This is a genomic window from Pseudomonas abietaniphila (assembly GCF_039697315.1).
GTDB lineage: Bacteria > Pseudomonadota > Gammaproteobacteria > Pseudomonadales > Pseudomonadaceae > Aquipseudomonas > Aquipseudomonas abietaniphila_B.
In genome coordinates this window covers 6,336,184-6,354,819 of sequence record NZ_CP155619.1, presented here as the reverse complement: position 1 = coordinate 6,354,819, position 18,636 = coordinate 6,336,184, and the positions used below count along the sequence as shown (strand labels likewise).

Here is an 18,636-nt window from a genome sequence, read left to right as displayed (position 1 = left end):
ATTCATTTACGCGCAACAGGATGACCTGCCTGATCCTCCAGCCACCGTCCATAGAGCCGGGGGAATTGCTCTTGCACCCAATCAACGAACACCTCAACCTGCGGCGCCAGATGCGCACGGCTGGGGTATAACACGGATACAGGCCTGGGATGCGGGCGATAGGGGCGTAGTACCTCAACCAACGTTCCGTCCGACAGATGACGATCCAATGTAATCCCAGGTGCCTGAAGGATGCCGAAGCCGGCGACCCCGCACGCGACATAGGCGTTGGACTCGTTGACGGTAATGCCTTGGCGACTCACATGCGATTGCTCGCGCCCTGCATCCATAAATCGCCACGCCTGCGGGCGTTGGTTGTGCCCGGATAAGAAAGTGACCCCTCGATGCCTGTTCAAATCCTCCAGGCTTGTGGGCTCGCCATGTTCCTCCAGGTATCGCGGTGCCGCGCAGGTGACCATGGTCGCCATACCGATGCGCCGGGCGACAAGGCTTGAACTCGGTAGCTCACCGATACGCAACGCGCAGTCCACACCCTCTGCAACCAGATCTACAGTCCGATCAGTGACCCCCAAAGCAAGCTCGACTGCCGGGAAGCTGGTCGTAAAGGTGCGCAAGCTTTCGATGAGGCCAGGTTCGGAAAACGCCGTAGGGATATCGACTCGCAGTCGCCCCCTCACGGTCGAACGCGGGGAGGAGAACATCGCTGTTGCATTCGCGACCTCGGCCAGAATCGATTGCACGCGCTCGTAGAACTGCTCGCCTTCCGAGGTCAGCCTCACGGATCGGGTGGTGCGCTGAAACAAACGCACGCCGAGCGAAGCCTCCAACTCCTGTATCGCTCGCGTGACTTAAGGTCGACCGATCTGAATCACGTCTGCGGCGCTGGTGAAGCTGCCTAGTTCTGCCAATCGGGCAAATACCTGCATGGACTGGAGCAATTCCATGGTGTCGTCTCGCTTGTCTTTTGTTGCGCCTTTAGCTCAAGGGCTCACTCTGATTGTTATCTTCAAAAATAACAATCCTGTGCCTGATCGGGCATTTATCCGGCAAGCATGCTTGATGACAATGCCGACGACAGACCACTTCAAGAGAGAAAGGCACATGAAAGCATGGCTTCTAAACGACTTCGGTCTCGATAATCTGGTTTTTCGGCGAAGCGGTTACGCCTGTACCCAAAGCCGGCGAACTGCTGGTGAAAGTGGGTGCGGTTTCGTTGAATTTTCGCGACAAGGCCATCATCGATGGTTTCTACGAACCCCACCTGGTGCCGAAGCCACTGATTCCGGTCAGCGACGCTTCAGGGACTGTCGTGGCCGTTGGCGAAGGCGTCAGCCGGTTCAGCGTGGGCGACCGGGTCAATTCGCACCTCTACTCGCGCTGGATTGACGGAGAGCCAGGGCCAAACGAACCCGACTACTGCTTCGGCATGCCCTTACCTGGTGGTTTGGCCGAGTACATGATCATTCACGAAGACAGCGCTGTGGGTGCTCCAGCCAACATGTCCGACGAACAAGCCTCGACGCTTCCCATCGCAGCCCTGACCGCATGGTTCTCGCTCGTGGACTATGGGCAGATCCAGGCGGGTCAAACCGTACTGGTGCAGGGCACCGGCGGTGTTTCGATTTTCGCCGTACAACTCGCAACCGCGCTTGGCGCCAAGGTGATCGTCACCTCCAGCAGCGACACCAATCTTGAAGCGGTCAAGGCGCTTGGCGCAGTGGCTGGCATCAACTATCGAACCTATCCGCGCTGGGAAGAGGAAGTCCTGAAACTCACCGATGGCAAAGGCGTGGATCTTCTGCTGGACGTGGCGGGTGGCGAAGGCTTGAACCAGTCGATTTTGGCAACAAAGGCTGCTGGCAAGATCGCTCAGATCGGTTTTCTGACGGGGCAGGCGACAACGTTGAGCCTGATGCCGCTGATCTTCCGTCAGACCACGATCCGGGGCATCGCAGTAGCACCACGCTCGTCATTCGAGCGAATGAATGCATTCCTGAATGTACACGCGATCCGCCCAGTGATTGATCAGACTTATGCGTTTGAAGACGCCCACAAGGCTTTTGAACATCTGGCAAAAGGAGCGTTTGGCAAAGTGGTGATCAAAATTTCCTGATTCGCTGCGTCGAGCAACAGCGGCAATCCGCCGCTCGGTTGTTGGTTGAGCAGCAATCGGGCAAAGGCGGGCGGCTGCGTGCATGAGCTGTAACCGAGCTCTTCTGGTGACGAGTAGCTGTCTGCTGCAAGCGCATTACCTCAACAACCACAGGCAGCTACCAGCCACGATAAACGATTACCACGAAATGCTGATGTAAAGGCGTCAGCTATGGCTAATGCCTTCGTCGACCGCATTGATTTGCCTGACCGGATCCCAATCCTTCGGCGACGCTTGAGCCCTGCTCCGCTGAGGCATACCGTTGAATATCCATGACCTCCGTAAATCAGCATGGGCCGATATGGCGTCGTCGTAGCCAAACAACGTGCTACAGAAGGCGAAGATGCCAAACGAAGTGCAAGCAACCTCGTCATACGGAAGCTCTTCAAGCCCGGGGTATCCACACACTTGGCAAAGATACGAAACGTCGCTTGGAGTCACCATCCTCTCAAGATTTCTAAGCTATAAGCTTGGGTACACTCAACAACAACAACAACAACAACAACAACAACCAGAAGACGTGGGGATGTTACCGAACGCAAGCGGAGCGCGCAGGTGGCAGGATGGAAGCCCGGGAGGGCCGAGACGTAGCGGTCACGCGTAGGCTCGGTTTACGACAGCCGTCCGCGACAGCGGCCCACCAACCAGCAGCCAACGTCGGAATATTGACCCCCTCCTCAGCTCAGGTTTGCGTCTACATCGATTTGACGGAGACGACCTCTACGTATTTGTACTTCTTCCTGGCAGCCTTCACAGCCTCTTGCTCAGCAAGCAGCGAGCTCAACGTGTCAGCCTCATGAATCAGCTCGTACGTTTCCCCCTCGAAAACGTTCCCGACCCGCAGCGTGACCTTGAGCCGTGGCGTGAATGCTTTCGCCACTTTCTTCTTGGCTACGGGAGCTGCTACCGGCCTCGTGAATACCACCTCGGGCACAGGCTCTTGAACTGGAACAGCAGGCACCTGACTTTCAGGTTCAGCCGTACCAAACAATGCACGACGCATCTCTTCTTCAGTCAAATCACCATTCATAAAACATCTCAGTGGAGCAGGAATAAGCTCAATGGAATTCTAGTTGGATGGCTACGCCACGGTACCCTATGGCGCATGACCACACTCTAAATGCCTATGTCGATTTCGAGGCAGGCTCCTCTCCATGCCCGCGAAAGTAACGCCTTTGGCAGTCGCGTAATGAGCTCGTCAGCTAGGTCACTGGCGTGGCGAGCGTATAAGGTCACTGTGCCCGCAACTGGCGCTCGACCCGGTACGAAGGCCCCGACCCGTTCCTGAGCAATTTTCAGTAGATTCAGAACATCCTGGCTGACCTGTTTGGTGGTCAGGTGCTCTACCACTGGCCTGGCCGGAGTGACATGGCTCCACATCTCTACAACCACTTGGAGCAGTTCGTCCGAGCCAAAATGTTCGAGGGCCATCTCCCACAGCAGACCTTCATGCGCCATATTTAGACGGGCCCTAGTCATTCCGGAGTTTCAACAGCATGAGGCTCTTTCTTGATTGCGAGTTTACCCAGCTCTCATCAGCAGCGAAGCTGATATCGCTGGCACTGGTTTCTGAGAACGGTCGCGAATTCTACGTTGAATTGCTCGATGGTTGGCGAGAAGACGACTGTAGTGATTTCGTGAATGAGATCGTACTGCCGCAGCTTTGGCGTGGTGATCACGCCATGTCGATAATCGAGGCCAGGAAGGCACTCCTCCAATTCTTGGCAACCTTCGATGAAGAGCTCGAGGTGGCCACAGACGCACCTATCTACGACTGGGAGCTGTTTTGCGAGCTCGCTTACGACAATGGACGCTGGCCCAGGAACGTCCGAAATTATCCGACCGATGCCACGACACTTTCGCCGACAAGTGACGCGGCGGCGCTGCCCCACCACGCCCTGCTAGACGCCAGGATAATCGCGGGAATGTTCACGCCATGATGTGTCGCAGAATCAGGCATATAACAAGAATGCATATTGCTGATCCATCGTAAGCGTCCAGTAAACACGCCTTCATCACACCTTCGCCTTTATGGTCAGATCGGTTAGTTAACCGGCAAAATGCACGGACTTGCCCACCCATTCGCATCCGATCTCAATTTTGTATGCGTCTGGGTACCGCGCCGCTCTCGCTCCAACGTGTACCCGGAACGAACACTTAACCGCCACTTATCAACGGACGCGAGTGCTCGGCATGTTACCGACGTATGGCTTGGTGAGAATCAAATACTCAACGCCATGGGCTCTGCCTGATGGCACTATGAAGATTGACTTCGACGGTGAGTGAAAGCGATGCAAACTGAGCGGCTGGACAACGAGCATTTACGCGCGCTGATAACGAGCCAGATAGGCCTTCGCGATGCCCTTAAGACATTGGCAACTCGCGCACCTGTGATGAATTCGCGTCGCCTAGAGTCTGTATATTGGGATTTACTCTCACTGCTAACCCTCAACGCAGACCTTTGGGCGCTGATGATTGGCGAAGTGATCGTCAAGGAAATGAACCGCCAAGACGATCAGCGTGATTGATATTCAACCACGGGATGTTGAGCGCTTCAATTCATGTAATGGCAAGCGTCTACCCGACGCTCTCCGTGATGAAACGGTCGCACCATTTGCGCGGGAGCAATTCGGTAATTTCACACGCTTGGTGCGTTGGCAGCCGCGTCAGCACATCTTTGAGATCAGCCTACGGAATCATGCTCATTCATGCGCTCGGGCTGGATCAAACCCATGAGGCTGCTCGTTTGCCGATGCGTAGAGCCCCTGCAAAACCAGTTGGAGCGACCGAGTTCCCATCGACCGCAGATCGCAGTTTGAACATTCCGATGGCTGTGGATACTCAGGGCAAAAGCTGGCGCCCTGAGACGACCTGGACGCAATCTCCTGCCGTTTGTGATTGCAGACCGTAGGCGACTACGACGATGAATCTGCTTCCATGCGCAGATTGCGGCCTTAGTCAGCGAAATCGTGGCCCCTCTCCCGCTCTCCGCTAATAAAGTTGCCTCTTCGCTCAAAAATGATCCGCGCGTGCGCCTATACAATGCTGTAGCGTAATGCAACGCGTGTTTCCTCTTAGGCTCGCCCCTCAAGATTGATGCTGAATTCAGACATTCTTAGACCGCGTCAGCTGTCCGACCTCCAGCCCCTCACGCTGGGCACTCCGCAATATAAACGCACCTTCATTCGTAAGGACTACGCACGTGATTGCAGAATGGACGGGCATGCTTCCCATAAATGGCGAAATCGTCGTGGTGGAGGACAATGATATTTTGAGGCAACTGATGGCAGATATCCTCATGGGGATTCGGGCCAAGGTCGTGCTTTTCGAACGGGCCGACGATGCTTTGATGCATGTCCTTGACAGCCATGGTCACTGCTCATTGCTCCTCGCCGATCACAGCGTTCCCGGTCACATTCTCGGGCTACAGCTTGCTCAAATGTTCAGGAGTAAATGGCCCGACATTCCGGTGATTTTAACCAGTGGGTACGAGCAGGAATTTTTTGAATTGCCCGAGGGTGTGGTCTTTCTACAGAAGCCTTGGCCAGTAGGAAAACTGGTGGAGACTGTCGCGAGCTTGCTTCAGCCTGGGATTATCCCCACTCGCCTCCGATCAGCATGAAATGGCTCTGTACTTGTTCCTCCGTGGTACTCCTGCGTGACCATTTTCAGCCTAGTGGACGCCGCGTCTTCGCCTTATCGATGGACAAGCATCATCAACCTCGACTATCAGCTAAGCATGAGCGCAGCCCAAAGAGTCGGCATCTGTCGCTTGCTCTTGGACACTGCTTCTAGTCTCGTTTCACCAACCACCAGCAGGTAGCGATTCTCCTAGCTGCTGATGTACAGCGAGCGGCTGCAAACGGCCAGAAGCGGACGCCCCGCCTCTGCACACAACTACTCTCCGGCATCCGCTATAGGGATTGACCCGCGTCTAGTGGTCATCCTGATCGGCCGCGATAGCCGCTTTCCAGCTTTAATCAACGGTAGGCCGCCGAAATAGAGCATTCAAACGACGTGACACTGTAGCCTCTGCCTAGTTGAGGGTCGCAATAAACGAAAAGCCACGGAATTGATTTCCGGAGCTTTTTTGTTTACTGGCAGACATGTGAATCAAACCCGATCGACAGGCTCAGACCTGCGCCATCCCGCCATCGACAAACACTTCGCTGCCGTTCACGAAACTGCTGTCGTCGGAGGCCAGAAAGGCGACGACTTTTGCCACTTCCTCATCGCGGCCAGTTCGATTCATCGGGGTGACCGATGCGGCGAATTGGAAGAAGCCATGCACTTGCTCTTTCGGCATATCCGACTCGCTCCAGGCCGGGGTGTCGATCACACCAGGGCTCACGGCGTTGACGCGAATGTTCTTGCCTTTCAGGTCGGACGCCCAAGTGCGGGCGAACGAACGGACAGCGGCCTTGCTGGCGCTGTAGAGGCTCCAGTCGCCGAAGCCTTTACTGGCGACAATCGAGGCGCTGAGGATGATCGAGCTGCCCTCGCCCATCAGCGGCAAGGCGCCCTGCACCGACCAGATAACGCCTTTGACGTTGGTATTGAGCAATCCATCGACGTGCGCCTCGGTCAGGCTGCCCAGCGGGGCGGGCTCCGCGTAACCGGCGTTGGCGAACACGACATCAACGCGCTCGGACTCGGCTCTGATCAGGCTGTACAGCCGCTCTACGTCCGCGGGCTGGCTGACATCTCCCTGTACACCCACTGCACGTGGGCCTTGCCCGGCGTCCGGGAAGCGGGCGTTCAGCGACGCGACGGCGCGATCCAGCTCGGCTTTGCGGCGTCCGGTCAGGTAGACGCGAGCCGCGCCCTGCGCGAGAAACGTTTGAGCAACAGAGAGGCCGATGCCAGAGCTGGCGCCGGTGACAACAGCGATCTTGCTGGTAAGACGTGACATGGGTGTTCTCCAAGGAGTGAGCTTCATTCGGGAGCCCATGATAGGCATTGCGCCTCATGGCTTAAATGTCATAATTGCCACCTTTATCGCCATCGAGCATTCGCTATGCACAAGGTCGGCTTCATCATCTATCCGGACTTCCAGCTCGTCTGCCTGTCCGCCAGTTCGGTATTCGAAGTCGCGGACCGGGTGCTTGGCGCACAGCATTACGAGGTCTCGATCCGTTCGGAAACAGGCGGCCCGGTCAAGGGAACGGCGGCCGTCTCGGTGCTGAGCACCCCCTTGGGAGACGACCCGTTCGACAGCGTCATCGTGTGTGGCGGGGCCGCGAGTCCTGAGGCATCCGAGGCGCTGGTCGACTACCTGCGTGGCGCCATGCACACCTCGCGACGAATCGCTTCCATTTGCACAGGCGCCTTCATTCTTGCTCAGGCAGGGCTGCTGGCGAACCGGCGAGCGACCACGCACTGGATGGTGGCTTGCGAGCTGGGGCGCCGCTATCCGGACATTCACGTCGAGGCTGACCGGATCTTCGTTCAGGACGGCCAGATGTGGACGTCCGCCGGGATGAGCGCAGGCATCGATCTGGCACTGGCCATGGTCGAAGACGACCACGGTCTCGACGTGGCTCAATCGGTGGCGCGTCAGTTCGTGCTCTACCACCGCCGCGCTGGCGGGCAATCACAACACTCGGCTCTGCTGGATCTGGCCCCCAAGTCGGATCGCATCCAGAACGCACTCACTTACGCCCGATCCCACCTGAAAAACCCGTTGTCGCTGGATGAGCTGGCCGATGCGGCGAACTTGAGTTCGCGTCAGTTCAGTCGCGCCTTTCGCGAAGAGACGGGTCAGACACCCGCAAAGGCCGTGGAGCGTTTACGGGTGGAGGCGGCCCGGCAGATGCTGGAACAGGGTCGGCATACCGTCGAGACCATTGCCTACGAAACGGGTTTTGCCGACCGTGAACGCATGCGCCGGGCGTTCTTGCGTACCCTCGGGCAGCCCCCGCAGACCGTGCGCAGAAATGCCGGTTGACCCCGGCGTTTCATGTCGAACCCAAACCTTCAATTAGCTTACCTACCCACGCGATGAGACCAATCTCGACAAGCAAGCGGGCTGACAGCGGCCGTCTTGTACGGTCGAAACATATGGCGCTTAACCGGATGTCGATCGCTTTACTGCCCGAAGGGAAAGTCGGCTGCGAACACCTGAACCACACTGGTCATGTTTTGCTCGCCAAAGCCCTGATCGATGCCGGTGCCGAAGACTTTACGGGCGGCGTCGATAGTCGGCGCAGCGGCCGGACTCCCCGCCACGTTCACCAGATAACGTAAGTCTTTCTCGATTAGCGCCACCGGAAACTGCGGCTCGAATGTGCCCGCGACCATCAAGTCCACACTGCGCTGAGCGGCGACGCTGGAAACCGCCGTGGCCCCCACGGCATCAAACGCAACCTTAAGGCTCACGCCACTCTTGGCCAGAATGCCGAACAGCTCGGCCAACGCAGTGACCTGAACGCCGAGCATGGCGTTGGTCGTCAACTTGACCAGCGTACCAGCCCCCAACGGACCGACATGCTGAATCGACGATCCCATGTTGCTGAGCACGCCTCGGGCAAACGCCACATCTGCCTCATCCCCGCCGACCAGGAACACCAACTGCGCGGCCTCCGCCTGCGGACGCGAACCGGAGACCGGCGCATCGATGAGGCGGATGCCCGCTTCGTTCGCGGCTTCGCCCAAAGCTTTGATCCAGCGCGGCGAGAGCGTCGAGCACTCGATGGCAAGGCTGTCAGACAACATACCACCGAACGCTCCATGCTCCGGATCGAGCCAGACGCCGTTCGACGCGATGTCGTCGCGAACCATGCTCAGAACGATCGAAGCGCCCTGCGCAGCTTCCCGTGGCGTCGCCGCCAAAGTGGCCCCTGTGGCGACGAGTGCGTCGGCGGCGTCAGGGCTGCGGTTCCAGACCGTAACGGCGTGTCCTGCCTTGAGCAGATTCGCGGCCATGCGCGATCCCATGGCTCCCAATCCCAACACTGCGATAGCGGTCATGTCCGTTCTCAGGTTTGATGCGATGAAAAAGATGACGCCAGCACCCTTGATCAGGGAGTGCCGGCGTAAGGTAATCATCCAGCGGGGCGTAGATCCACACGCCTCGGGAGTACTCAAGAGAATCAAGCCTTGGCGACAAGCACCAGTTTCTGGTTGACGAACTCTTTGATGCCCAACTCGGACAGCTCGCGGCCATAACCGGAGCGTTTAACACCACCAAAAGGCAGCTCAGGTGCAGTGCTTGAGAAGGTGTTGATCCAGACGGCGCCGGTCTCGATGCGCGAAGCTAGCGACTTGGCGCGTTCGATGTTCTTAGAGAAGACCACGCCCGACAGGCCGTAGTTGGAGTCGTTGGCCAATTCGACGATCTCGTCGTCGGTCTTGACGACGTAGACCTGAGCGACTGGACCGAAGAACTCTTCAAAATACGCCGGGTTGTCGCGGGTGACATTTGTCAGGATCGCAGGCTCGAAAAAGTGACCTGGCAGATCCACCACACCGGCACCGTAGTGCAGGGTTGCGCCGCTGCTGACAGCGGCCTTGACCTGTTTGATCAGACCATCACGGGCGCCAGCCGACGACAGTGGGCCGAGGGTGGTGGTTTCGTCCAGCGGGTCACCGATCTTCACGGCCTTGAAGGCAGCGGTGAGTTTGCTCAGGAACGCGTCAGCCACTTCTTCGCGGACGACGAAGCGCTTGGCACCGATGCACTCCTGACCGGCAACGTGAAGACGCGAGAACGTACCGACCTCGACCGCTTTGTCCAGGTCGCTGTCTTCCAGCACCACGAACACGTCGTTGCCTCCCATTTCGAGGGTGGACTTCTTCAGGTATTTGCCCGCTTGGGCGGCAATCACACTCCCTGCGCCTTCCGAACCGGTCATGGCCGCACCCTGAACCCGTGGATCAGCGATCAGCGTGCCGATCTGGTCAGCCGTGACAAACAGGTTGGTCCAGGCGCCTTTCGGTGCGCCCGCTTCAGTCACCAGTGCTTCGAACACACTGGCGCAATGCGGAACAATACTCGCGTGTTTGGCAACGATCGGGTTGCCTGCGGCCATGTTAGGGGCCAGTACACGCATCAATTGATAGAACGGGAAGTTCCAGGGTTCGACGGCAACCAGGACGCCGATAGGCTGATGTTCGATCCACGCATCGCCTTGGTCGGTCTGGACGCTCACCGGGGCCAGGAAGCGCTCTGCGTTGTCGGCATAGAAACGTGCGATCTGTGCCACAACTTGCAGCTCGCCACGGCTTTCGCCAATCAGCTTGCCCATTTCCAGGGTGATGATTCGCGCCAGTTCTTCATTGCGCGCATCGATCAGGTCGGCCAGCTTGCGCAGCACCGCCAGGCGAGGCTGGATGGAGCCTTTGGACCATTCCGATTTGTACAGACGGTGCGCGGACGCCAGGGCGTCTTCGACCTGCGCATCGGTGTGGTTCGGCCAGGTTTTGACCAGTTGATTCGTGGTCGGGTTGATCGTTTGATAAGCCATTGCAAACTCCAATCTTTGAGTAAACGAATCCTCGACGCCGATAAGGTCGGCGCCTTGAGAAGACTGACTGTCGATCTGCTCCGGAAGGAGCTAAGGATGGCTCGATGCCGAAGGGCAGGCCAACTGAGTGACCTCCCTTCGGTTTCGCGAACGAAGAGGCGGTTGGATCAAACGCCGTAACGAGCGCCAGGTTTTGCGTGGCTGAATTTTTTCGAGATCGCGCGGCGACCTTCTTCCCACTGAGTCCAATCCTGAGCATCAGCATCTTGCAGGCCAGGAATGGTGACCAGTTCGCCTTTATCCAGACCGGCCAGAGCGGCGTCTACCAGATCGGTGGCACGCATGGTGTTCGCACCTTCCTTCTGAGGCGCGTAACCGGCAACGTCCCAGAAGTCAGTAGCGGTAGCGCCCGGCAATACGCTCTGGATGCGAACGCCTTTGTCCGCCAGGTCACGTTGCAGGGTGTGACCGAAGCTCAGTACGTAGGATTTCGAAGCGCTGTAGACGCCGTTGAGCATTTCGACGGCGATGCCGACCACCGAGGAAATGTTAACGATGGTGCCTGTGCCACGAGCAACGAAAGCCGGTGCTACTGCATAGGTCAGACGGGTGAGCGCGGTGATGTTCAAGGCGATCATCGCGTCCATTTCTTCAACGTTGTCTTTGAGAATCGAAGCGACGGAACCGACACCGGCGTTGTTGACCAGCAGAGTGATGCTGGCGTCTTCACGCAGGACTTTCTCAACCTGTTTCAGCGATTCTTTGTTGGCCAGATCGGCGACCAGGGTCGTGACAGTGCGACCAGGTACTGCGATTTTAGCGGCCACTTCTTTCAGAAGTTTTTCGTTGCGTGCAACCAGGATCAGATCATAGCCGCGCTTGATCAGACGATCAGCGTAAACCGCGCCGATACCTGCCGAAGCGCCAGTGATCAGTGCGGTGCCTTTAGATGCAGTGCTCATAGTGTTTCTCCAGAAATTTGTTGGGCCGAAAGAGTCGGTAGAGAAAGAGTACGGCTTACCCTGAAAAGCTGAAATGTCAGATATCCAACGTTTTAGGACAAGGCCTTACTGACCGAAAAAAAGAGGTGTCTGGACGGCTAAAAGGCGCGGGTGCGGTGGGGGCCGCCCGCATAAAAAAGGGCGCGAATAAACGCGCCCTCTTCTGTTGTATGACCGGCAACGCGGGCGCAGTGAGCCTCAGCCGCCGCGCTGCAACTGGTCAAACACTTCCGCCACAAAGCGGTCTGCACTGGTCCCGGTGCCATCCGGCTGGTGGTAAAGACCACCAGGGATTTTGCTGTCGTAAGGGGCCGTCACTTTGGCAGCGATTACGTCTGCGCGACTGTTTCCGGCTGCGATCAGACGCCTGATGCGCTCTTCCACCGCCACGATCAGTTCGCGGTAGGCAACAATGTCGGAGCGGTGATAGACAGTGCCATGGCACGGCACCAGAAGCGTGTCCGGCCCCGCCAGCTCGGCGGTCTGATCCAGCGCTTCAAGCATGCCTTCCACGGTCCCGCCATTCTCGACGTCGATGTAGGGGTACCCGTAGTTGCGGAAGAAGTCGCCCGTCATAATGACGTTGGCATTCTCGAACCGAACGATTGTGTCGCCCCCCGTGTGAGCGGGTCGCACAGGGATCAGGTCGATGACTTCTCCGTTCATGCGTATCTTGACTGGAGCGCCTGCGCCGTACGTCACGGTAGGCAATCTCGCGAGACTTTCCTGCGACGCCCCATCCGTTGCGGATGCGAACTGTTCGGACAACTCGTTGCGTTCTTCTTCCCGCGCGAAAAGCAACGCGCCCGCCTTGACAATGTTGCCGCTGCCGCCGGTGTGATCCCGGTGCAAGTGCGTGTTGACCAGGTACCGAACTGGCTCTGGGCTGATCGCCTTGATCGTGGCGAGCAGCTTATTGGAGAGTTGGGCGTAGGACGCATCGACCATTAGCACGCCCTGAGGACCGACCAGCACGCTTACTCGGCCACCTGCAGCATCGGGATGAGACGGGTCCATTCCCGGCGAACCGGTCAGCGCGTATACATTCGGTGCGAGCTGCGTTGTGGTGAAGCTGATTTTGTCGAAATCGATGTGCTGAACAGGCAGCGCCGCCTGGACTGCTTCGCAGATGGTCAACGTCGCGATCGAGGTCAACAGGATGTGTCTTAACAGAGTCATCTGAATGCTCCGGGGTTGTCGTTTCAGTCCACAGCCTTGGTCATGTCTTCGATCACTTTCTTCGCATCGCCGAACACCATCAGGGTTTTGTCCAGATAGAACAGATCGTTATCCAGACCGGCATACCCGGCCGCCATCGAACGCTTGTTGACGATGATGGTGCGCGCTTTGTACGCCTCCAGAATCGGCATGCCGGAGATCGGCGAACTCGGGTCATTCTTGGCTGCCGGGTTCACCACGTCGTTGGCCCCCAGCACGAGCACGACGTCGGTCTGTCCGAACTCCATGTTGATTTCTTCCATCTCGTGCACCTGCTCGTAGGGCACTTCGGCCTCGGCCAGCAGCACGTTCATGTGGCCGGGCATGCGTCCTGCCACCGGGTGAATGGCATAGCGGACGTCCACTCCCTTGGCCGTCAGCAAAGCGGTCAACTCTTTAAGCGAGTGCTGAGCACGCGCCACTGCGAGGCCGTAACCTGGCACGATCACCACACTCTGGGCATTGCTCAACATGAACGCGGCGTCTTCTGCCGAGCCCGATTTCACGGGACGCTCGGCCTGCTCGACATCGGCAGCACCGCCACCGGCCGTGTTACCGAAGCCGCCCAGCAGCACGTTCAGGAACGAGCGATTCATGGCCTTGCACATAATGTAGGACAAGATCGCTCCTGAAGACCCCACCAGCGAACCGGCGATGATCAGCATCGGGTTGTTCAACGAGAAGCCTATGCCCGCTGCCGCCCAACCCGAATAAGAGTTGAGCATCGACACAACGACGGGCATGTCAGCGCCGCCAATAGGGATGATGATGAGCAGGCCCAACGCCAGGGCCGCGAACGTCATCAGCACGAACGGCAGCCAGGCCTGGGTCACGACAAACGTGAGGCCCAAAGCCAGTGCGATCAACGCCACGATCAGGTTGAAGGTGTGCTGAAACGGGAAGCGAACCGGAGCGCCTTTGAACAGCCGGAAGTTGTAGCGACCGGAGAGCTTGCCGAACGCGATGATCGAGCCGGTGAAGGTGACGGCCCCGACAAACGCGCCGAGGAACAACTCGACCCGGTTGCCCCGAGGAATGCTGACGCCCGCTTCGCTCGATCCGAATACGCTCGGTTCGGACACCACGGCATAAGCGATACACACCGCCGCCAGACCGATCAGCGAATGCATGCCCGCCACCAGCTCAGGCATTTTGGTCATTTCCACCCGAGCGGACAGCACCGCACCGATACCGCCGCCCACAACCAGAGACAACACCAACAGGCCCAAGCCCACCTGGATTTCACCGCTCCCCTTTGTCATGGCCTGAAAGCGAATCATGGCCAGCGTGGTAAGCACAGCTATGGTCATCCCGGCCATGCCGAATGCGTTGCCGATGCGCGCTGTTTTAGGATTGGACAGGCCTTTCAACGCTTGAATGAAACACACCGAGGCAATGAGATAGAGCAAAGTAACAATATTCGGACTCATGACCGTGGCGCCTTTTCACGAGGGATCGGAAGTGCGAGGGCTTTTTTCTTGAACATTTCCAACATCCGGCGTGTAACCAGAAAGCCGCCGAAGACGTTGATGGAAGCGAGCAGAACCCCGAGCGCCCCAAACAACTGTCCAAACCTGGTCGAAGTAAGACCAACGGCCAACATCGCTCCAACAATGACAATGGCAGAGATGGCATTTGTAACCGCCATTAGCGGGGTATGAAGTGCCGGGGTGACATTCCAGACGACGTGGTAGCCCACGTAAATGGCGAGTACAAAAATGATCAGATTAATGATGCCGTGATTGACGATTTCCATAATGCGTTACTCGTTAAGTGATTAAAGGGTCCGCAACACCTGACCATCACGGGCAAACAGCGTCGCCGCGACGATAGGGTCAGCCGGATCAATAGAAACAGTGGCATCCGGGCCTGTAATCAATGCCAGGAAGTTAAGGAGGTTGCGGGCATACAATTCGGAAGCGTCCGTTGCCAACATGGATGCAAAGTTGGTGTGCCCTACCAGGCGGACGCCATGGCGAACGACCACTTTGTCGGCTTCCGTCAGTGGGCAGTTGCCACCGGCGCGGCCCTGGTACTGCGCCCCTCGCCCCGCGGCCAGATCGACAATGATCGAACCCGGCTTCATCTTTTCAACGGTGTGCTCATGAATCAGCGTCGGTGCGGTGCGACCTGGAATCAGCGCCGTAGAGATGATGATGTCGGCCTGAATGGCGCGCTGATGCACCAGTGCCGATTGACGCTCCAGCCAGGAGCCCGGCATGGGCCGTGCGTAACCGCCGACACCCACAGCCGCTTCTCTCTCCTCGTCCGTTTCGTAAGGCACGTCTAGAAATTTGGCGCCCAGCGACTCGATCTGTTCTTTCGCCGCAGGCCGGACGTCCGACGCTTCGACCACGGCCCCCAAGCGTTTGGCGGTGGCAATCGCCTGCAAACCTGCCACTCCAGCGCCCAATATGAGGATTCTGGCAGCCTTGACGGTCCCGGCGGCCGTCATCAACATCGGCACGAAACGCTGATACATGCTCATGGCTACCAGCGTCGCCTTGTAACCGGCGATATTGGCCTGCGAGGAAAGCACATCCATACTCTGGGCCCGCGTCGTACGAGGCGCGGCTTCCAGCGAGAAAGCAGTCAACCCGGCGTCAGCCAGCGCGCGCATGTTGGAGGCGTTGAAGGGGTCGAGCATGCCGATGACGACAGTGCCGGGTTTCATCAGGCGCAGTTCATCGTCTTCTGGCGAGTGCACTTTCAATACTGTTTGCGCGCCGAACGCGGCATCGGCCTCAACGAGGGTCGCCCCCGCTGCGGCATAGGCACTGTCTGGAAAGTGCGCCGCAGCGCCCGCGCCACTTTCGACCCGCAGCGAATGCCCCAGATTGACGAGTTTCTTCACCGTATCGGGGGTGGCGGCTACCCGCATTTCATTCGGCCGTATTTCAGCCGGCACTCCAATGTTCATATACTCACACTCTGATTAACAGGGACGACGGATCGTCTCCCCGCAGTTAAAGGGAAAGTTCTTTTGATTAACTGTGAACTGCACTGCACCGGTTGCCGATGCAACTAACGTAACGACGTCTTATCAGGGGTAAATTGAACGGCGAAGAAACCGGTATAACCCATCGGCACCCATTGAAATGACCCAATCCGAATCCTCCACTCCCGGCGTGGTCATGAATTCATTTCGATCCAGCCCGGCCAATGCCGCTTTCACAAAAGCATCGGCGTTGGAACAGTTACAGGTACTGATCCCGGAATAAGCAGTCGACTCAATGTCAGTGCCCGCGCTGCCAGAGGCAGGCATCACGGTTTGAATCCTGACGCCCTGGCCCACCAGTCCTTTCCTGAGTGACTGTGAATACGCCAGCACGAACGCCTTGATGCCCTCATAGACACTGCCCAGTAAAAACGGCGAATCACTCACGTTGTCCGTGACTTGAATGATCGTGCCGCCCTGGCGTGCCACCAACTTTGGAACCAGCGCGCAAGTGAGACGGGCGACTGCCGTGATGTTCAGGCCAATAAGGCGCTCCAGCGCGATCGAGTCGATCACTGGGGCCAGCGTCGAGTAATCAATGCTGACGTTGTTGACCAGCAGGGTGATGCTGGAGTCCGTCCGCAACACTGTCTCAACTGTAGCCAGCCCATCCAACGTCCCCAGGTCCGCTTCGACCACCTCAAAGCTGCGGCCCGTCCGGGTCGTCAGCTGTGAAGCCATTTCGTACAGTGGTGCGCGGTGACGGGCGACTAAAATGATGTCGTAGCCCCGCTCCGCGAGCCGACAGGCATAACGCGCACCGATGCCCGCTGAAGCGTCAGCGATCAGCGCGGTGCCCATATGTACGGAATCATGCATCTCTTAATCTCTCGTAGACCGGCGCAGTGCTCAAGCTGGATCGATGATAAGGAGCCTAAATTGCGTCTTCAATGACAGATATCCAACCTTTTGAGTCGTAGTCCGGAACATTGGATATGCACGTTGATCGCATCACGCCACCTATAGCAGGGCATGAAAAACTGTGAGAGCATGACCTGAAATTATCCCATACAACCTTTTCCGACACGCCATGTGTCTGACGGGAGCGCAAACGATGATTCGTGTCGGACTGGTGATTTACCCTGGCTTTCAGGTGCTGGGACTTGCTGTATCGGCGGTCTTTGAAACAGCGAACGACATGAACGGCCCGTCGTACGACCTGGCGGTGGTGTCTGAACACGGCGGCATTGTTCGGTCTTCCCTCGGGTTCGGGATGGAAACGACGTCGTTCAAGGACGCCCGTTACGACACGCTGATCGTCATTGGCAACAATCAAATTGACAACGTCTCCGCAGGACTGCTGGACTTCCTGCGCTCGTCGGTCACCACCACCAAACGCATTACGGCGGTCTGCACCGGCGCGTTCGTCGTCGCTCAGGCGGGCCTGCTGGACGGACGTCGCGCCACCACCCATTGGGCCCACGCCCGCGAATTCCGCTCAAGTTTTCCGGACGTTCACCTGGAAGAAGACCGGATTTTCGTCATCGATGGTGCCGTATGGACGTCGGCAGGCATGACCGCTGGCATAGACCTCGCGCTGGCCATTCTGGAAAAGGATCTAGGCACCACACTGGCTCGCAACGTGGCCAAGAAAATGGTCGTTCACCACCGTCGATCCGGGGGCCAGTCACAGTTTTCGACCCTGCTGGAACTCGATCCCAAAACCGACCGCATCCAGACCACGCTGCTCTATGCGAAGGAAAACCTTGCCTCTGAATTGTCGGTCGAGGAACTGGCCGGAGTCGCTCACCTGAGCCCTCGGCAATTCAGCCGGATTTTCCGCGATGAAACCGGACAGTCTCCTGCCAAGGCCATTGAACATCTGCGCGTCGAAGCGGCGCGGATCATGATGGAAGAAGGCCGATACTCCCTCGACATCATTGCCCGCGACTGCGGATTCGGTGACCGCGAGCGCATGAGACGCTCCTTCCTGCGGGCCTTCAATCAGTCCCCTCAAGCGATCAAGCGCATCACTGAAGCACAGATGGTCGATATTTCGACCTGATCCCCCTCGCCTGACACCTCCTCCCTCGCGACACGCTAGGTAAAGCGGGCCGCCCATGACCTCCAGGTCATCCGGGCGCGTCCGCGCCTGCACGTCCGCATTCCGCTGTCCCCCTTCATCACCGCTCCGCCCCTGCGCCGCCACCCACTGATCAGCTTGCAAAACGAAGCGTTGACAAAAGGTGCATATGCAATCAAATTATTTGTGTGCATATTCACCTATTACAATTAAGACCCGTATTTACGGGGAATTATGCCGAATGAATCGCACGTAGCTCCTCCCGTCAATCGTCGGTGGGAGCTATCAATCCATCGAACGCGGAGAATAAAAATGCCTTACCTTCAGCTCGACGTGAACGGGACATTCCCGGTCGAAAAAAAGAAGCAGCTGGCACATGAGATGTGCAAGACCTACTCGGCCATGATGACCGTGGACATCTTGAGAATCAGCGTGGCGATCCGCGAAACCGGTGAAGGCGGCGTCTGGAGAACCGTTGACGGCGAGCCTGTGCCCGTCTCCGTGTTGATGTGCGATATCCGCCGCGGCCGCACGCCCGAACTTCGCATGGACGTCGCCAAAGCGCTCTGCCAGCACTGCATCGACATCCTCGGGCTGCGTGAAGACCGCCTGAATGTAGAGTTCACCCAGCACTCGGGCGACGAGATGTACCACCCGACGCTGGGCGGTTACAGCCCTGAGTGGAGCGAAGACGAAGCCCCTGAATCCGCGCAGTAAACAGCGACCTGCCACGTCCTGCCTTGTGACCTGAGCACTTGACGCTGTCGTTATTTCCGGTG

At 57.8% G+C, this 18,636-nt stretch carries 16 protein-coding genes and 2 pseudogenes; 7 read left to right on the top strand and 11 right to left on the bottom strand.

Annotated features, from left to right (window positions below; genetic code table 11):
* Positions 1–2: 2 nt before the first annotated feature.
* Positions 3–944 (bottom strand): annotated as a pseudogene (locus tag ABDX87_RS28110) (LysR family transcriptional regulator).
* Positions 945–1,101: 157 nt separating this feature from the next.
* Between ABDX87_RS28110 and ABDX87_RS28105 the strand changes: the two are divergent.
* Positions 1,102–2,113, top strand: a pseudogene (locus ABDX87_RS28105) (zinc-dependent alcohol dehydrogenase family protein).
* A 733-nt stretch (positions 2,114–2,846) separates the two neighbouring features.
* On the opposite strand, the gene ABDX87_RS28100 reads toward ABDX87_RS28105, so the two are convergent.
* Positions 2,847–3,182 (bottom strand): hypothetical protein, encoded by a 336-nt coding sequence (locus ABDX87_RS28100; protein ID WP_346830837.1) that lies wholly within the window; start codon positions 3,180–3,182, stop codon positions 2,847–2,849.
* 466 nt (positions 3,183–3,648) lie between these two features.
* Between ABDX87_RS28100 and ABDX87_RS28095 the strand changes: the two genes are divergently transcribed.
* The 3 genes from ABDX87_RS28095 (at position 3,649) to ABDX87_RS28085 (ending at position 5,774) form a co-directional block, all read left to right on the top strand.
* Positions 3,649–4,092, top strand: a complete 444-nt coding sequence (locus ABDX87_RS28095; protein ID WP_346830836.1) for a hypothetical protein — start codon at positions 3,649–3,651, stop codon at positions 4,090–4,092.
* Between the two features lie 342 nt (positions 4,093–4,434).
* Positions 4,435–4,680, top strand: a complete 246-nt coding sequence (locus ABDX87_RS28090) for a hypothetical protein (RefSeq protein WP_346830835.1) — start codon at positions 4,435–4,437, stop codon at positions 4,678–4,680.
* A gap of 674 nt (positions 4,681–5,354) precedes the next feature.
* The gene (locus tag ABDX87_RS28085; RefSeq protein ID WP_346830834.1) at positions 5,355–5,774 is read left to right on the top strand and encodes a response regulator; all 420 of its coding nucleotides are present in this window, start codon (positions 5,355–5,357) and stop codon (positions 5,772–5,774) included.
* 510 nt (positions 5,775–6,284) lie between these two features.
* Here ABDX87_RS28085 and ABDX87_RS28080 read toward each other — a convergent pair.
* Entirely contained in the window at positions 6,285–7,064 is a 780-nt protein-coding gene (locus ABDX87_RS28080) for an SDR family NAD(P)-dependent oxidoreductase (protein ID WP_346830833.1), read from the bottom strand.
* A gap of 105 nt (positions 7,065–7,169) precedes the next feature.
* Here ABDX87_RS28080 and ABDX87_RS28075 point away from each other — a divergent pair, with 105 nt between their 5' ends.
* Entirely contained in the window at positions 7,170–8,099 is a 930-nt protein-coding gene (locus ABDX87_RS28075) for a GlxA family transcriptional regulator (protein WP_346830832.1), read from the top strand.
* A 140-nt stretch (positions 8,100–8,239) separates the two neighbouring features.
* Here the strand turns inward: ABDX87_RS28075 and ABDX87_RS28070 are convergent, their stop codons facing one another.
* The 8 genes from ABDX87_RS28070 to ABDX87_RS28035 form a co-directional block, all read right to left on the bottom strand.
* Positions 8,240–9,121: an NAD(P)-dependent oxidoreductase gene (locus ABDX87_RS28070; RefSeq protein ID WP_346830831.1), complete on the bottom strand. Its 882-nt coding sequence runs from the start codon at positions 9,119–9,121 to the stop codon at positions 8,240–8,242.
* 122 nt (positions 9,122–9,243) lie between these two features.
* Positions 9,244–10,617, bottom strand: coding sequence for an NAD-dependent succinate-semialdehyde dehydrogenase (locus ABDX87_RS28065; RefSeq protein WP_346830830.1), 1,374 nt, complete (start codon positions 10,615–10,617; stop codon positions 9,244–9,246).
* A gap of 167 nt (positions 10,618–10,784) precedes the next feature.
* Positions 10,785–11,579, bottom strand: a complete 795-nt coding sequence (locus tag ABDX87_RS28060) for an SDR family NAD(P)-dependent oxidoreductase (RefSeq protein ID WP_346830829.1) — start codon at positions 11,577–11,579, stop codon at positions 10,785–10,787.
* A gap of 237 nt (positions 11,580–11,816) precedes the next feature.
* Positions 11,817–12,797 (bottom strand): MBL fold metallo-hydrolase, encoded by a 981-nt coding sequence (locus ABDX87_RS28055; RefSeq protein WP_346830828.1) that lies wholly within the window; start codon positions 12,795–12,797, stop codon positions 11,817–11,819.
* Positions 12,798–12,820: 23 nt separating this feature from the next.
* Positions 12,821–14,266 (bottom strand): NAD(P)(+) transhydrogenase (Re/Si-specific) subunit beta, encoded by a 1,446-nt coding sequence (locus ABDX87_RS28050; protein WP_346830827.1) that lies wholly within the window; start codon positions 14,264–14,266, stop codon positions 12,821–12,823.
* On the bottom strand, positions 14,263–14,592 hold the full coding sequence (locus ABDX87_RS28045) for an NAD(P) transhydrogenase subunit alpha (protein WP_346830826.1): 330 nt from the start codon (positions 14,590–14,592) through the stop codon (positions 14,263–14,265). Before ABDX87_RS28045 ends, ABDX87_RS28050 begins: the two co-directional genes overlap by 4 nt.
* Positions 14,593–14,613: 21 nt before the next feature.
* The gene (locus ABDX87_RS28040) at positions 14,614–15,756 is read right to left on the bottom strand and encodes a Re/Si-specific NAD(P)(+) transhydrogenase subunit alpha (RefSeq protein WP_346830825.1); all 1,143 of its coding nucleotides are present in this window, start codon (positions 15,754–15,756) and stop codon (positions 14,614–14,616) included.
* A 123-nt stretch (positions 15,757–15,879) separates the two neighbouring features.
* Positions 15,880–16,635 carry an SDR family NAD(P)-dependent oxidoreductase gene (locus ABDX87_RS28035; protein ID WP_346830824.1) on the bottom strand — a complete coding sequence of 252 codons (756 nt, stop codon included), beginning with the start codon at positions 16,633–16,635 and terminating at the stop codon, positions 15,880–15,882.
* 253 nt (positions 16,636–16,888) lie between these two features.
* Between ABDX87_RS28035 and ABDX87_RS28030 the strand changes: the two genes are divergently transcribed.
* Both ABDX87_RS28030 and ABDX87_RS28025 read left to right on the top strand, forming a co-directional pair.
* Positions 16,889–17,839 carry a GlxA family transcriptional regulator gene (locus ABDX87_RS28030; protein WP_346830823.1) on the top strand — a complete coding sequence of 317 codons (951 nt, stop codon included), beginning with the start codon at positions 16,889–16,891 and terminating at the stop codon, positions 17,837–17,839.
* 330 nt (positions 17,840–18,169) lie between these two features.
* Positions 18,170–18,574 carry a hypothetical protein gene (locus ABDX87_RS28025; RefSeq protein ID WP_346830822.1) on the top strand — a complete coding sequence of 135 codons (405 nt, stop codon included), beginning with the start codon at positions 18,170–18,172 and terminating at the stop codon, positions 18,572–18,574.
* The last annotated feature ends 62 nt before the right edge of the window (positions 18,575–18,636 follow it).

What these genes read in the sequence shown, in the direction of transcription:
- ABDX87_RS28095 (WP_346830836.1), top strand. Translation starts at nt 3,649, where the DNA reads ATGAGGCTCTTTCTTGATTGCGAGTTTACCCAGCTCTCATCAGCAGCG.
- ABDX87_RS28070 (WP_346830831.1), bottom strand. Translation starts at nt 9,121, where the DNA reads ATGACCGCTATCGCAGTGTTGGGATTGGGAGCCATGGGATCGCGCATG.
- ABDX87_RS28060 (WP_346830829.1), bottom strand. Translation starts at nt 11,579, where the DNA reads ATGAGCACTGCATCTAAAGGCACCGCACTGATCACTGGCGCTTCGGCA.
- ABDX87_RS28050 (WP_346830827.1), bottom strand. Translation starts at nt 14,266, where the DNA reads ATGAGTCCGAATATTGTTACTTTGCTCTATCTCATTGCCTCGGTGTGT.
- ABDX87_RS28080 (WP_346830833.1), bottom strand. Translation starts at nt 7,064, where the DNA reads ATGTCACGTCTTACCAGCAAGATCGCTGTTGTCACCGGCGCCAGCTCT.
- ABDX87_RS28055 (WP_346830828.1), bottom strand. Translation starts at nt 12,797, where the DNA reads ATGACTCTGTTAAGACACATCCTGTTGACCTCGATCGCGACGTTGACC.
- ABDX87_RS28030 (WP_346830823.1), top strand. Translation starts at nt 16,889, where the DNA reads ATGATTCGTGTCGGACTGGTGATTTACCCTGGCTTTCAGGTGCTGGGA.
- ABDX87_RS28025 (WP_346830822.1), top strand. Translation starts at nt 18,170, where the DNA reads ATGCCTTACCTTCAGCTCGACGTGAACGGGACATTCCCGGTCGAAAAA.
- ABDX87_RS28100 (WP_346830837.1), bottom strand. Translation starts at nt 3,182, where the DNA reads ATGAATGGTGATTTGACTGAAGAAGAGATGCGTCGTGCATTGTTTGGT.
- ABDX87_RS28040 (WP_346830825.1), bottom strand. Translation starts at nt 15,756, where the DNA reads ATGAACATTGGAGTGCCGGCTGAAATACGGCCGAATGAAATGCGGGTA.
- ABDX87_RS28065 (WP_346830830.1), bottom strand. Translation starts at nt 10,617, where the DNA reads ATGGCTTATCAAACGATCAACCCGACCACGAATCAACTGGTCAAAACC.
- ABDX87_RS28045 (WP_346830826.1), bottom strand. Translation starts at nt 14,592, where the DNA reads ATGGAAATCGTCAATCACGGCATCATTAATCTGATCATTTTTGTACTC.
- ABDX87_RS28075 (WP_346830832.1), top strand. Translation starts at nt 7,170, where the DNA reads ATGCACAAGGTCGGCTTCATCATCTATCCGGACTTCCAGCTCGTCTGC.
- ABDX87_RS28035 (WP_346830824.1), bottom strand. Translation starts at nt 16,635, where the DNA reads ATGGGCACCGCGCTGATCGCTGACGCTTCAGCGGGCATCGGTGCGCGT.